This window comes from Paenibacillus xylanilyticus (genome assembly GCF_013359935.1).
GTDB lineage: Bacteria > Bacillota > Bacilli > Paenibacillales > Paenibacillaceae > Paenibacillus > Paenibacillus xylanilyticus.
Genome location: NZ_JABMCB010000197.1, coordinates 59,415 through 73,673, shown reverse-complemented (window position 1 = coordinate 73,673; position 14,259 = coordinate 59,415). Strand labels below are relative to the sequence as shown.

The following is a 14,259-nucleotide window of genomic DNA, read 5'->3' as shown; positions in this document are numbered from 1 at the left end:
GCAAACCTGCCACAGTAGTAAGATGAAATTATAGGTTTAAATTCAGCGATGGAATATACCAAAATTGTCGGCAGGAGTGGTTGTTATGGAGATCAGAGTGGATGATTTGAGTGGGGATCAGGTCAAAGGATTAATCGCGGAACATTTGCTGGGTATGGCCGAAGATTCGCCGCCGGAAAGCATTCATGCGCTGGATCTGGATGGATTGAAGAAACCCGAGATTACATTCTGGTGCGCTTGGGAAGGTGATGAACTGCTGGGATGCGGAGCCATGAAGGAACTGAATGTCGAGCATGGAGAATTGAAATCGATGCGTACGGTTAATGCCCATCTCAGAAAAGGAGTAGCAAGACAAATCCTGACACACATTATTGAGGTTGCCAGAAGCCGGGGGTACAAGCGGATCAGCTTAGAGACCGGATCGATGGATTCATTTATCCCGGCACGCAGGATGTATGAAGACTTTGGCTTTGAATACTGCGAGCCTTTTGCAGATTATATATTGGACCCGAACAGTGCGTTCATGACGAAGGAGTTATCACCGCTCGGTTAATCCCCTAGTTGTTTCAATCTCGTTTTCAAAAGGGTAATCAACCAGGATTCTGTCTTCACAGGATTCTGGTTTTTTGACGTGGCCGCATGAATTGAATGAATTTGCCATAAGGAACTTCTGTGCTGAGGCATGAACAATAGGGTATACTGGAAATTATGTTATAAAAGCTTGAGAGAAGAATTACAGACGTTGTTGACATCAGGAGGACTTGAATTGGCTCAGACAGAAGGAACATTACAGAAAAAGCTTAAACCAAGACACATCAGCTTCATGGCCATGGGTGGTGTCATTGGAACCGGGATTTTCAAAGGAAGTGCCGAAACGATTGGGCTTGCAGGTCCGGGAGTAATCCTAACGTACATTTTTGCCGGACTATTACTGCTCGTTGTGATGGCTGCAATGGCGGAGATGGCCACTGTCTACAAAAACAAAAACATGAAAGACTTCGTGCAGGAAGCCTTCGGCAGCAGGGTATCCTTTGTGATGGGATGGATGTACTGCTTCCTATGGTTATCCGTGTGTGTCATTGAGGTAATCGCTGCGGGGAGCTTTTTGCAATATTGGTTCTCGGAAGTGCCGCTATGGATGCTGAGTCTGGCGTGCGCCGCATTTATTATACTCGTTAATCTGCTGAGTGTTGGGGTGTTCGGGGAGTTTGAATTTTGGCTGGCAGGCATCAAGATTGCCATGATTATTATTTTTATCATCCTGGGTACTGCATTGATCTTTGGCATTATTCCAAGTGATAACACGCCTTATCTGCATAATTACACGCAAGCCGGAGGTTTCCTTCCGAATGGGTGGTCATCGATCTTCTCCGCGCTGCTGGTTGTGATGTTCTCATATGGAGGCTCGGAGCTCATTGGTCTCACACTGACCGAGACGGAAAATGCGGACAAGGTGATGCCCAAGATTGTGGGCAATTTCATGCTGAGAATTATTTTGTTCTTCACGCTGCCCATCCTCATCATTTGCGGTCTGATTCCGTGGAATGAGCTCGGACCGGAGAGCAGCCCGTTTGTACAAGTACTGGCTTCCACAGGACTGCCCGGTGCAGCGCATATTATGAACTTTATTTTGGTGACCGCCGTTCTCTCTGCTGCAAATTCGGGCATCTACGGTGCATCCCGGATGCTGCATTCCATGGCGGTGGGCGGTGAAGCGCCTAAGGCGCTGTCCCGAACGAATCGTAGCGGCAGCCCGGTGAATACGTTGCTGGTTTGCTCCGTCATTTTGCTCGGAGGTTCCATGCTGGGACTGTTCGCTCAGGATCAATTATTCCGCGTATTGCTCGCAGTGCCCGGGTTCGTCGTGATGCTTGTATGGATCTGCATTGCCACTTCCCAGTTAAAATTGAGGAAGAGATACCCGGTCACACCGACATTCAAAGTCTGGGGATTCCCTTACGTAACCGGACTGGCCGTAATGGCGCTTGGTGTAATTGCGGTGATGTTCATATTCGATGAGGGCAATCGGTTCAGCATCAGTATCTGCCTCGGCGTTCTTGCCGTATTGATCATCTGGTCCTTGATCCGGTTCAGGAAGTCGAGTGGACAGGAAGTTTAAGGTTTGCAGAAGTATGATTGATGAGTAGAGGTATGTATCTCTAAATGGACCAAACATCTCGGCATTGATGCCGGGATGTTTTTTTTATGTGCAAAGGAATGAGCTCAGAGAGTTGAGATCAGGCGGCAACGTGGACTCGCTCTTTCAAGTCTTTTCTATGTTGAAAAGTGAGGCGGAGATCCTTGGCCAGCAAGAAGTCTCTAGAGATCATTGAAACCAGATATGAAAATAGAAGTATATATTTAGAAGAATTAAATATTTTAGTTATCGATTGGAAGAAGGGGGAGGTGGACGAAGCAACATTTTAAATAAAGTTTGGTTACGAAGGACTAGCAGGGGGAGAGTTTAAGCAGAAGTGTAATTCAAATGAACGGTGTGAGTTTTTATGTGATGATTAAATTTGTGTTTGGATACAACCATAGAGGGAGGACGTGTATGCCATTCATTGGAGGAATCATTTTAGTCTTTATCTTAGCATTTATTCTATGGTCATTAATGTTCCCGTTATTCAATATGGTAGGTAGTAGAGTCCTGAAAAGATACAACAAATTCAAACAAGAGGAGAATGTAAATGAAGAATCTAAAGACATTTAAGGTAGGAGCAATTGCAGTAGCTTTAGTGATTATTGTAGGCGTACTATTGGTGAGTTTTTTTGTGACACGAATTCCTAACGGATATGTTGGCGTTGTCTATTCACCAAACGGGGGCGTAAAAGATAATACGCTGAGTCAGGGATGGAAGTTGGTTGGTGCTTTTGATAAGGTGACAAAATATCCAATTCGAATTCAAACCGTTGAATACAAAGATATTCAGATTGCTACTTCTGACGGAAAAAACATCACAATCGATTTTGCGTACAATTATCAAGTAGAACCAAGCCAAGTGTCTTCGATCTTCAATACTTTTGGACCAATTAGCATTCAAGAAATTGAAGATACATATTTGAAAACACGTTTTCGTGATGCTGCCCGGAAAGGTATTTCTAAATTTACTGTAATTGATGTATATGGAGAAAAGTCATCTGAGGCCGGTGTAGACGTTCAACAACGTTTCGCAGACGATGTCAAAGAGCTAGGATTCATTGTATCTAATGTTACCGTTGGTGTTCCTCAACCAGATGCTAAAACCCAAGAAGCAATTGATAAAAGAGTTGAGGCATCTCAAGAGTTGGAACGTAAAACGACTGAGCTTGAAATTGCTAAAAAAGAGGCAGAACGGAAACGTGTGGAAGCACAAGGTAATGCAGACAAACTATTGATTGAAGCAGAAGGTCAAGCCAAAGCAAACAAAGAGCTTCAACAATCACTTACAAGCCAACTTGTTCAATACGAGACGATTAAGAAATGGGATGGTGTGCTTCCATATGTCAGTGGATCAAATACACCAATGATTCAGTTACCAACTGCACCTACAAAGACAGAAGAGGTGAAATAATTGGGGGGAGTTTTCTCCCCAACGGAGACATATATATTCCTTATATATCCAACTGAGAGGTAATTCAATGAATCAACTTAACATTTTACCCCCTGAACCATTCAACGAAGAAACTTTTGATCAGATCCAGCAGGAGCTGGTGCAACGTATAAACTTACAAAACAGCTTCAACAAGGAAGACATTCGTCTCGTAGCAGGAGTAGACCTGGCGTACTGGGAGGAAGAGGGACGAACACGGGCCGTGTGCTGTATTTGCGTAGTGGATTATACCACCCATGAGATCGTGGAGACGAAGTCCTTGCAGGATGAGATCAAGGTGCCGTACATCGCGGGTTATCTCTCATTCCGGGAGCTGCCGCTCATTCTGGATACGTTCAACCAACTGGAGAACGATCCCGATTTAGTCATGTTTGACGGGAACGGATATCTGCACCCGCGGCATATGGGAATAGCCACACATGCTTCGTTTTACCTCAACAAACCTACCATCGGCATCGCCAAAAGCTATCTCCGAATTCAGGACACGGACTATGAGATGCCAGCTAGCGAATCGGGGGCATTTACGGATATTGTGATTGACGGTGAAATCTATGGGCGTGCACTTCGAACGCAGCAGCAGGTCAAACCGATCTTTGTCTCCTGCGGCAATGGGATTGATATCGATACGTCTACAGAAGTAACTCTGGCGTTGATTAACAAAGAAAGCCGCTTACCCATCCCTGTAAGACAGGCTGATTTGGAAACGAAAAAGCACAGAGCAGCACGAAGATAAGTGGACGACGCTGAAGGCAAAACAGGGCCACCATTAAACGGATAAAATGGACAAAACCCTAACAGATGTGTGTTGGATTTTATTTATTTGCATTAGAACGCAACTGTTTCACAGACGAATGAGATGAGCGAAGCCCTTAGAAAAGTAAAAGTATAGATATGTACGAACGAGAAGGTACCCAGGCTGCTGGAGACAGGATGTGAAGAGACATCCCCAGCGTATGGCGTACTTTTTTGTTTTGATGGGCATGGATGTTGTAGGGGGTTTCAAGGAAACCCTTAATTCTTTAAGTAATCCAGCTCGATCGCCTGCCTGAACTTCTGGGCAAACCGCTCTGCGGCTGCGGCGACCTCCTTGGACTCGGTTTGTACGAAGCCGATTTGCATCTTGGGCTGGTCGATGGAGGCAATCTCCACCATCTTCACCAGACCTTCCTTCCATAACGAATTTTGATAGAAGGAGAAGTCGTGACCGATGCTGGCTGCTATATTGTTTCGAAGAACCGTGTTGATCGCTTCCGAGTTGTTTGTTTTGAAGAGGATGGACAGCGCTCCATAATCATACGTAAAATCCTGAATGAAATCTTCAATGAAGCCATCGCGGTACAGCGCTAGAGGATGCTCCTTCAGTTGATCAGGCGTCACCCGGTTAAGCTTGGCCAGATCGGACTGATGATGCGTGCCTACAACGAGTTTGCCGGAATACATCGGGCTGAAATGCAGTCCGTCGAATTCACGCAGCTGTTTCGTGTAGATGGCAATGAAACCAAGGTGTGCCTTGTTGTTCCGGATATCTTCGATAATCTCCATGGAGCCTTTCTCTTCAATGGAGATATTCAACCGGGGATGCTCCCTCTTCATATCGGCAGTGGTCTGGACAAGGTAGTGCATGACACTGGGAAAGGTTGATACATGCAGGTCGCCTGTCAGGCAGGACGCTTCCGCATTCAGCGATTTCAACTCATCGACCCGCTGCAAAATGTCCAGCGCCTTGGCAATGAATTGTTTGCCTTCCGCTGTAGGGTGAGTCCCCTGCCGGGAGCGTTCGAACAGAGTCAGGCCAAGCTCCTTTTCAAGACGATGGATAGATTGACTGATGGCTGATTGTGTAACATGCAGGTGCTCCGAGGCGGCGGAGAAGGATTGTGTTTTGGCAATTTCAACGACATATTCAAGCTGTTCCAGATTCATGGGTTCATCTCCGTTTTAGCATTAGTTCTACTAATATTAACATTAATATCTATAAATATGAATAATACGTGAACGGCAATATAATATATAGACAAGCTATTTTATAAGCTTAACTAAGGGGATGAAATTCATGAAAGCAGCAGTATGGTATGGCCATAAAGATGTTCGAGTGGAAGAACGGTGAAGTTCCGGTTGCTGGGGCGGGACAAGTCAAAATTAAAGTGGAATATGCCGGGATCTGCGGCAGTGACTTGCATGCTTATCACCATGGTGTAGGGATTCAGGAAGGCGAAAATCACCCGCTCTCAGGTCAGAAGGCACCATTGACACTCGGACACGAGTTTGCCGGAACGGTTAGTGAATTGGGAAGTGATGTAAGCGGTATTAGCATAGGGGATCGAGTTGTGGTAGAGCCATTGTATCATTGCGGCAAATGCGAATACTGTATCCAGGGACGCTATAACCAGTGTACTGAATTCGGATTCGTTGGTTTGAACGGTGATGGTGGTTTTGCCGAATATGTTGTTGTTGAAGCATATATGGTACACAAATTGCCTGACAACGTCTCCTTTGAAGAAGGGGCACTCGTCGAGCCTACAGCCGTGGCGTTCCATGCCGTTCGTCACAGCAAACTGAAAGTGGGTCAGAAGGTTGCCGTGTATGGTGCAGGTCCAATCGGACTGCTGACGATTCTATCTGCCAAAGCCGCTGGTGCTTCGACGATCTATGCGGTTGACGTATTCGAGGAACGCCTGAACCTGGCAGCCAAGCTGGGAGCCATTCCGGTGAACAGCGCCAAAGTGAATGCAACAGAAGTCATCCTGGAGCAATCTGGAGGCATTGATGTCGCCTATGAAGCAGCCGGTGTGCAGCCTACGATGGATAGCGCTGTAGCGGTAGTCAAAAAAGGCGGAGAAGTAGTTGTTATCGCAGCCATCCCTAACCCGCTGCTGGTAAACTTCTTCGATCTTCTGGTGAAGGAAGCGAATCTGACGGCTACACTCGCGTATCGCCACATTTTCCCTGAAGTGATCTCACTCATTGCTGAAGGAGCACTCGATGTGAAACAGGTCATCACCAAAAAAATCAAGCTGGATAACATCGTGGAAGAAGGACTTGAACTGCTGATGAGCGACAAGAGCCATGCGAAAATTTTGGTGGAAATCGGCGGTTAATAAGCACATTTTGAATGAATAGATTTCAATGAACAGCCGCTCGTAATGAGCGGCCTGTTCTGTATTTAACGATTATATGTGCAGAAACTCATATCCTCGTTCGTTCATTTTCCTGCGGTTATGCCCCTCATGTCACAATCCCAGATGAATCACGAATCATAACGATAACAAATGGCGTTGCCTCCACTGTTACGCGGACTGAATTCTTCATCCTCCACAAAACCAAAACGTTCGTATAAACGAATGGCATTAACCATCTGTCCGCCCGTAAACAGATATACCTTGTCTTTGCCCATGTCTTTGGCTGATGCAACACACTGACGAAGGAGCTCGCGGGCAATGCCGTGTCCTCTCCATTCTGGATCCACGCCAAGCAGGCGAATAAACGGATAATCAATAGGGAGTTCAAAGTTGGGATAGGCCTTATGTGCCGTTTCGAACAATTGCACCGTTCCTACGACCTGATCGTCCACTTTAGCGACCCACAATTCCGCGAGGTAGGGGTTATCCAATGATTCCTTCATATCTTTTACGTAGGCTTCCCATCGTTCCTGATCCTGAAAGGTGTCCTTGTACTCCGCGTAACTTGCAACGAGGATATGTACAATCTCTTCGTGGTCAGCTTCTGAAGCGGGATGAATCGTGACTGCCGTTGTCGTCATTTCAATTTCTCCTTCGGAAATGGGGTGGATGAAATATAGTTATTCCACATCTTAACACAACTAATTTGATCGGAATAATCAAAATATTCTATAGATTACGTATGATTTTCTATGAGTAAGTCTATGCCAACATCTTCTCTTCTCATACGAATCCAGCAATTATAAACGATTGAGCTGGGTGGAATACAGGTTATTGCGATATTCGGTTGGCGTATTGCCTTCGTACTGCTTGAACATGCGAAGGAACAGTTTGTAATCCGAGAATCCGCATTGCCCGGCAATTTCCTTTACACTAGCATTGGTATTGAGCAGCAGCTGTTTGGCACGGTTGATCCGCTCGGTGAGAATGTACGTTTTCAGGCCGATGCCTTTTTCGCGTTTCACCATTTTGGAGATATAGTCCTTGTTAAAACTGAAATGCTCCGCAATCTTGCTCACCGTGATATCCGTATGAAGATGAATATCAACCCATTTGCAGATATGGTCAACGACTGCATTATGGGGACGATAACCAGCCTCCGCGTTTCGTTCCAGCTCTTTTAACAGCAGCAGAAGTGCCGCTTCTGCCTCTTCGGGGGAGAAGGACGAGACATGCAGCAGCTGCTTGAACAGCTGATTGGCTGTCGAGGGTACAGGGATGGTCGCATGCGTTGGATAACGGTCGAATCCTTCGGTTAAAGGCTCGTAGTGAGCCCAGTAAAAGCTGACGGGAGCATCGCTCATCTGGTAACCATAATGGGTATGCCCCGCTCGCAGAAACAGCAGATCATTGGCACGAACCACGTAATGCCGATCTTCCTCCGCAATATACATCTCGCCTTCCAGCATCAAAATGATCTCATGCACAGGCATGATTCGCTTCATATGTGTCCAATTGCCTTCCGTAATGAACTTGCCGCACAGATAATATTGGAGTGGCTTTTGCATAAGACGGATTTATCCACCTTTTCTTGGATTATGAGTCTGATGTAGTTGTATTTTATTTGATAACATGTGGATAATCAAGGATTGATATGAGTCAGCAATCATGCGGCGTACAAATGGCAACACGGATTTTACCCTTTTACATGCTTCGGAAAAGATATTAAAAGTCATCATCTCATTACATAACGAGGAGGAATATGAACCATGATTGAAACGAAAAAGGGATTTCTGGGTCCTGAACATGTGCATTTGTTAAACGGGGTTTTCCAAACATCCCAACAGGTCGGGGAACGGTACCTGTTATCACTGGACATCGATCGGTTCCTGGCCCCATGTTACGAGGCACACGGATTAACCGCAAAGAAGGAACGGTATGCCGGCTGGGAAGCGCGGACGATCAGCGGACACTCTCTTGGACATTATCTGTCTGCTCTTGCTGTAACTTACCAGGCGACAGGCAATGAGAAGCTCAAACAAACACTGGATTACGCCGTCACCGAACTTGCAGGAATTCAGCAGGCGACAGGCAGCGGATATATCGGCGGTTTGACCGAGGAAGCCTTTGATGCGGCGTTCCGGGCCGAGCGTATTGGCAGTTTTGATATCAATGGATTCTGGGTTCCGTGGTACAGCGTACACAAAATCTATCGCGGTCTTATCGACGCTTACAAGCTTACGGGCAATCAGCTGGCCCTTGATGTGGTTACCCGGTTCGCGGATTGGGCCGTGGCGGGCATGAGTAGCATGACAGAGGAACAGGTACAGACGATGCTCCAGTGTGAGCATGGCGGCATGAACGAAGTGTTCGCTCAGTTGTACGGAATAACGGGTCAATCCGTTTATCTCAATATGGCCAATCGGTTCACCCACCAAATGATCCTTGAGCCCTTGGAGCAAGAGCGGGATGATCTTCAGGGCAAACACGCCAATACTCAGATTCCAAAAGTAATCGGCGCGGCCGAAATTTATAACCAGGATCATTCGCATGAGAGCTACCGGACGGCGGCGGAGTTTTTCTGGGACACAACGATTCACCATCGCTCCTATGTGTTCGGCGCCACGAGCATCTCGGAACATTATGAAGCGAAGGGCATGGAGAGCCTTGGTATCAAAACCGGAGAGAGCTGCTGTACCCACAACATGATGCATTTGACGAAACAGCTGTTTGCCTGGAACCCGGACAGTGCCTACATGGACTATTATGAAAACGCCATCTATAATCACATCCTGGGCACGCAGGATCCCGATACAGGCAACAAAACGTATTTTGCTTCCACGCTTCAGGGTCATTACAAAATCTACGGGACACATGATACCGCATGGTGGTGCTGCACAGGGTCAGGGATGGAGAATCCCGGCAAATACGCCGAGGCGATCTATTTTGAGGATGAACAGGACCTGTACGTGAATCTGTATATCGCCTCCCAGCTGGACTGGGCGTCACAGGGCTTATCCTTGAAGCTCGAAACCGATTTCCCTTATTCGGAAAAAGTAAACCTGACGATCACCGGAGGCCATGCCTCGGCCAATCTAAGATTACGCGTGCCCTCATGGCTGCAGGAGCCAATGACGGCAACCGTCAATGGGGATACGGCACATCTGTATACTCGGATGGAACCCGGATATCTCTCCATCCAGCGCACATGGTCCGCCGGGGATGTCATCACGATCACCCTGCCGATGTCACTGCGACAGTACACGTCCAGAGATGATACGCACAAGGTAGCGTTCCTGTATGGTCCCATCGTGCTGGCAGGTGCACTGGGAAGCGAAGGGCTGCCGGAAGATACCATTGTGGATGAGACGGCCCTGAATCCGAAGACAGCACCCGTACCCGTGATCTGGACGGAGAAGGAGGATGTCACTGAATGGATCAGAGAGGTGGATTCGGGAACGTTAACTTTTGAACTCAGCAAGGATGTGACGTCTACAGGTGAAGCTGTGAAGCTGATTCCGTTCTACGATGTGCATCATGAGTTTTATACGGTATATTGGCCGTTTAACGATGAAGGCGATGCGCTGGAGAAGGAACTGAATGATATCACCATCGACAGGGTGCAGCCGGACGGCCAGCAGGACGAGATCGGGCATCATCTGGATAGCAACTGCCGTGCAGAACACCATAACGGTTCATACACGGACAGCCGCAACAGGCTGCATATGTGGCGGGAAGCCTTTGGCGTCAGCGGAGCATATTTCAGTTACCAATTGGCTGTAGATGGTTCCGGTTCGAATGTTTTGTGTGTCGGCTATTGGGGCGGGGATCATTCACCATTTGAACGGGAAGGAACGCGGTATACCAGAGAATTCAGCGTTGTTGTGGATGGAACCGTAGTCGGCCAGCAGCGAATTCATATGAACAAGATCGGTGAAGTGTTCTATGCGACCTATGATATTCCTGAGACGGTTACCTCCGGTAAAGACAGTGTGACAGTAACATTTCAGGCCATTGGTGATCGTGGTTGTGCAGGAAAAGTCGTAGAGGTGCGTACAACCCGAAGCAAGCCGAAATCCCTGATCTCATAAATCGGCATCGCATGGAAATCAGCAAACACAATAGTATAATGAGGACAAAGTCGATTAGGGATCAGGGAGGTGGAATGTGTGGCAAAACCGGATAACAAAGGTATCTATAGCTTTCAGGATTGGCTGACCTGGGAAGGTACATGGGAACTCATTAACGGCAAAGCCTATAATACGTCCTCAGCACCGACCTCCAGGCACCAATTTATTGTGGGTGAGCTGCACTTCTCCTTGCGAACTTTTTTGCAGAACCAAAAATGCTATGTGTTTGTTGCACCCTTCGATGTGTATTTTAGCGAAAATGAACAATACGATACACCAGATCATGTTGTACAACCAGATCTGTCCGTCATTTGTTCGAAAGACCAAATATTCAAAAATGGCTGTCACGGTGCACCGTCTTTGATTATAGAAGTATTGTCTCCTTCGACTGCCTTGAAGGATTTTAATGAGAAATTTAATTTGTATCAGAAATATGGCGTACATGAATACTGGATTGTCGATCCTGGCAACCAGACTGTACATGTTTATACGCTAGAGGATGGAAGCTATCAGGATCGTAGATTGTATACGGAAGATCAACGATTCAATCGAAGCTGTTCCCGGAACTGGCGATCCCTTTTCAGCAGCTGTTCAGGCTGGAATAGAATATATATGGAAATACTCCGGCGCTCTGCGTCTGGAGTATTTTTTATGTCTTTTTCCGGCTCGTCCTATATAAAAAATGACACGCAATCTCCACATTCCACGTATTACCTGTAAATCTTTCTTTTTCCGTTACCGGATAATTCCGAGTTTTTCTTCGTTCCATATTGGACCCGCTGTCATGAGATTACAAAATTTGTCCACGTATCCCTGTAGATGAAATGGGATGAGCCTGCGCCACGTATATTTATGAATATCCATATTCACCGACCCGAATGAGGGCAACATCATGTACAATGAAGGATATATGCGATGGTAAATATCGACAATCGGTCCATCATATAGCGAGAAAGGAGGTCAGATCATATACGATGACCAAGTACATAAAATGGCTGGGCCTGATCTTCGGCGTTGTCATCATCAATGTTCTTTTGTTTTCGCCAGGATTCATTGGACTTGGCTTCAGTGGTGGGGCCTTTGCAACGGCGCTGTCCGTAACCCTTCTGTTCGGGAGTGTAATGGCTCTCTTTTATGGAAGTTACACCCTGCTGTTTAAACAGCCCGTGGTCTTACCCGTTAAGCAGATCGAAACCCATGAAGATTATGTGGAAGCACTGTCCTTTTATAGGCGCATTAAAGTGCTTGAAGAAGATATTACGCTGGGATTGTCCCAATTGAGCCGGATGAAGAAGAAGAAAGAAACGCTCCTGAACGTGCTGAATCAGCGGTTCGATCCGGGGGAGCTGAGCTATAAGAAATTTGCCTCCGTCACGCTAGAAGTGGAGAAGCTGCTGTACCTCAACATTCGAAGCGTGCTGAACAGACTCCATGTATTCGATGAAGCCGAATACGCCGCATTGATGAAATCCAAATCCTCCAAGATTCCACCAAAATTATTTCAGGAAAAAACCAAAGTGTATAACGACTATCTATCCTATGTGAAAGACTCGCTCCATACCAATGAAGAAATTCTACTCAAACTCGATCAGCTGCTGCTGGAAATATCACGCCTGGACAGTTTTGAAGCCGGGGATATCGAACAGATGCCCTGCATGCAGGACATTGATCAGTTAATTAAGCACACCAAATTATACAGACAGTGAGGGGTTGCATCTATGGCGAAGAAAGGGAAGTTTTTTTTCATATCGGTTGTGATGTTGGTACTTGTGTTCGGCCTGGTCTATGCGGGAATCACACTGACATCGAACTTCGGTAAATCCAGTACACAGGTGACAACGGAGAACGCAGGCAAAGAGTTGGGCAAGTTGTATGCGGACATTGCACCAGCAACGGCTGAACCCGTGAAGGGACAGATCGATCTGGATCCGGTTGATGTGGCAGAATCGCTGCCGGACATCTCCAAGTTCCCGATTACCGTTGAGAATACGACGAATGAGTATGTCGAAATTTTCTCGTCCATCGAAAAATCCGGGACTGGGGCAGACGGCTGGCTAACCGAGGTCAGTGAAGAATTCAACAAGGCTAACATTACAGTGGGCGGTCAACCGGTATCGGTAAAGATCCGCAATATTGCATCCGGAACAGCAGCCGATTACATCAAGTCCGGCAAATACGTACCCGATGCATACACGCCTTCCAATGAACTGTGGGGAGAGATGGTTGCCGCAAGCGGTGTGAAGACCGAAAAGGTATCCGAACGCCTGGTGGGGAATGTCCCCGGGATTGTTATTTCCAAAGCGAAATATGATTCGCTCGTTGACACGTACGGTTCCGTCAATGTAAAAACGGTCACCGAAGCGATTGCCAATAATGAACTCGCAATGGGGTATACCGATCCGTTTGCCAGCTCTACAGGGCTTAATTTTCTCGTGACAGCGCTGAATACGTACGATAGCTCCAATCCGCTGGGGGAGAAAGCGATTGAAGGCTTTGAGAAATTCCAGGCCAACGTACCGTTTACGGCTTCCACAACCATTCAGATGCGTGAAGCGGCGAAATCAGGTCGACTGGACGCCTTTGTGCTCGAATACCAAACGTATGTTAACACCGCTGATCTGAAAAGCGGATATGTCTTTACACCATTTGGCGTAAGGCATGACAGTCCGCTGTATGCACTGGGGCAGCTGCCGGAGAACAAACAGGAGATCATCCAAAAGTTTGCGGAATTTGTCACCCAGGCGAAATATCAGCAGTCGGCAGAAGAGTTCGGATTTAACGGTTTGCAGGACTACAAGTCCGAGCTGGCGACCGTCGATGGTGGCACGTTATTGTCCGCACAGAAAGTATGGAAAGAGAAAAAGAACGGCAGCAAACCGATCGCGGCTGTATTCGTGACCGACGTATCCGGAAGCATGGATGGCGAGCCGCTGAATCGGCTGAAGGAATCCCTCCGCAAAGGTCAGAAATATCTGGGCACGGACAACAGCATTGGCCTCGTTTCGTATTCCAGTGGCGTAACCGTAAACCTGCCGATTGCCAAGTATGATACCAACCAACAGTCCATGTTCGTGGGGTCCGTGGATAGTTTGCAAGCAGGCGGCGGTACGGCGACCTTTGATGGCATCGTTGTAGCGATGAAGATGCTGGAGGACTATATGGCCGCTGATCCGAACGTGAAGCCGCTGATTTTTGTGCTGAGTGATGGGGAGACCAACGAAGGACATACACTGAAGGATATTCGTGAACTGGTAGAGACATATCAAGTGCCAATCTACACGATCGGATACAACGCAGACATCAAGGCTCTGGAGAGCATCTCCAGCATTAACGAAGCGGCCAGCATCAACGCCGATACCGACGATGTCGTGTACAAGATCGGAAATCTGTTTAACGTGCAGATGTAAATTTAAGGGG

At 47.1% G+C, this 14,259-nt stretch carries 12 protein-coding genes and 1 pseudogene; 10 read left to right on the top strand and 3 right to left on the bottom strand.

Annotated features, from left to right (window positions below):
* The first annotated feature begins 85 nt into the window (after positions 1-85).
* The 5 genes from HP552_RS22850 to HP552_RS22835 all read left to right on the top strand — a co-directional run bounded on the left by HP552_RS22850 (position 86) and on the right by HP552_RS22835 (position 4,326).
* Positions 86-553 (top strand): GNAT family N-acetyltransferase, encoded by a 468-nt coding sequence (locus tag HP552_RS22850; RefSeq protein WP_175397700.1) that lies wholly within the window; start codon positions 86-88, stop codon positions 551-553.
* Between the two features lie 213 nt (positions 554-766).
* A complete protein-coding gene (locus tag HP552_RS22845; RefSeq protein ID WP_175397699.1) occupies positions 767-2,119 on the top strand; it encodes an amino acid permease in 1,353 nt (450 codons plus the stop codon).
* A 366-nt stretch (positions 2,120-2,485) separates the two neighbouring features.
* Entirely contained in the window at positions 2,486-2,713 is a 228-nt protein-coding gene (locus HP552_RS36025; RefSeq protein WP_512698969.1) for a DUF8570 family protein, read from the top strand.
* Entirely contained in the window at positions 2,691-3,554 is an 864-nt protein-coding gene (locus HP552_RS22840; protein WP_175397698.1) for a prohibitin family protein, read from the top strand. The genes HP552_RS36025 and HP552_RS22840 overlap by 23 nt, the downstream gene beginning before the upstream one ends.
* Before the next feature lie 67 nt (positions 3,555-3,621).
* Positions 3,622-4,326, top strand: a complete 705-nt coding sequence (locus tag HP552_RS22835; RefSeq protein ID WP_175397697.1) for an endonuclease V — start codon at positions 3,622-3,624, stop codon at positions 4,324-4,326.
* A gap of 278 nt (positions 4,327-4,604) precedes the next feature.
* Here HP552_RS22835 and HP552_RS22830 read toward each other — a convergent pair whose 3' ends face one another.
* Entirely contained in the window at positions 4,605-5,516 is a 912-nt protein-coding gene (locus tag HP552_RS22830; RefSeq protein WP_175397696.1) for a LysR family transcriptional regulator, read from the bottom strand.
* Between the two features lie 130 nt (positions 5,517-5,646).
* Between HP552_RS22830 and HP552_RS22825 the strand changes: the two are divergent.
* Positions 5,647-6,691 (top strand): annotated as a pseudogene (locus HP552_RS22825) (2,3-butanediol dehydrogenase).
* A 149-nt stretch (positions 6,692-6,840) separates the two neighbouring features.
* Here the strand turns inward: HP552_RS22825 and HP552_RS22820 are convergent.
* Together HP552_RS22820 and HP552_RS22815 are read right to left on the bottom strand one after the other, a co-directional pair.
* Positions 6,841-7,353 (bottom strand): GNAT family N-acetyltransferase, encoded by a 513-nt coding sequence (locus HP552_RS22820; RefSeq protein ID WP_175397695.1) that lies wholly within the window; start codon positions 7,351-7,353, stop codon positions 6,841-6,843.
* Between the two features lie 159 nt (positions 7,354-7,512).
* Positions 7,513-8,280 carry a helix-turn-helix transcriptional regulator gene (locus HP552_RS22815; protein ID WP_175397694.1) on the bottom strand — a complete coding sequence of 256 codons (768 nt, stop codon included), beginning with the start codon at positions 8,278-8,280 and terminating at the stop codon, positions 7,513-7,515.
* A 201-nt stretch (positions 8,281-8,481) separates the two neighbouring features.
* On the opposite strand from HP552_RS22815, the gene HP552_RS22810 reads away from it, so the two are divergent.
* The 4 genes from HP552_RS22810 to HP552_RS22795 all read left to right on the top strand — a co-directional run bounded on the left by HP552_RS22810 (position 8,482) and on the right by HP552_RS22795 (position 14,249).
* Positions 8,482-10,803, top strand: a complete 2,322-nt coding sequence (locus HP552_RS22810) for a glycoside hydrolase family 127 protein (RefSeq protein WP_175397693.1) — start codon at positions 8,482-8,484, stop codon at positions 10,801-10,803.
* A 78-nt stretch (positions 10,804-10,881) separates the two neighbouring features.
* Positions 10,882-11,562 carry a Uma2 family endonuclease gene (locus tag HP552_RS22805; protein WP_376768979.1) on the top strand — a complete coding sequence of 227 codons (681 nt, stop codon included), beginning with the start codon at positions 10,882-10,884 and terminating at the stop codon, positions 11,560-11,562.
* Between the two features lie 254 nt (positions 11,563-11,816).
* Complete coding sequence (locus HP552_RS22800) at positions 11,817-12,548, top strand: hypothetical protein (protein ID WP_175397692.1); 732 nt, start codon at positions 11,817-11,819, stop codon at positions 12,546-12,548.
* Between the two features lie 12 nt (positions 12,549-12,560).
* Positions 12,561-14,249, top strand: a complete 1,689-nt coding sequence (locus tag HP552_RS22795; protein WP_175397691.1) for a vWA domain-containing protein — start codon at positions 12,561-12,563, stop codon at positions 14,247-14,249.
* Positions 14,250-14,259 lie beyond the last annotated feature (10 nt).

Coding starts and splice junctions, on each gene's coding strand:
- HP552_RS22795 (WP_175397691.1), top strand. CDS start 12,561: ATGGCGAAGAAAGGGAAGTTTTTTTTCATATCGGTTGTGATGTTGGTA.
- HP552_RS22835 (WP_175397697.1), top strand. CDS start 3,622: ATGAATCAACTTAACATTTTACCCCCTGAACCATTCAACGAAGAAACT.
- HP552_RS36025 (WP_512698969.1), top strand. CDS start 2,486: ATGAACGGTGTGAGTTTTTATGTGATGATTAAATTTGTGTTTGGATAC.
- HP552_RS22810 (WP_175397693.1), top strand. CDS start 8,482: ATGATTGAAACGAAAAAGGGATTTCTGGGTCCTGAACATGTGCATTTG.
- HP552_RS22815 (WP_175397694.1), bottom strand. CDS start 8,280: ATGCAAAAGCCACTCCAATATTATCTGTGCGGCAAGTTCATTACGGAA.
- HP552_RS22800 (WP_175397692.1), top strand. CDS start 11,817: ATGACCAAGTACATAAAATGGCTGGGCCTGATCTTCGGCGTTGTCATC.
- HP552_RS22830 (WP_175397696.1), bottom strand. CDS start 5,516: ATGAATCTGGAACAGCTTGAATATGTCGTTGAAATTGCCAAAACACAA.
- HP552_RS22850 (WP_175397700.1), top strand. CDS start 86: ATGGAGATCAGAGTGGATGATTTGAGTGGGGATCAGGTCAAAGGATTA.
- HP552_RS22820 (WP_175397695.1), bottom strand. CDS start 7,353: ATGACGACAACGGCAGTCACGATTCATCCCGCTTCAGAAGCTGACCAC.
- HP552_RS22840 (WP_175397698.1), top strand. CDS start 2,691: ATGAAGAATCTAAAGACATTTAAGGTAGGAGCAATTGCAGTAGCTTTA.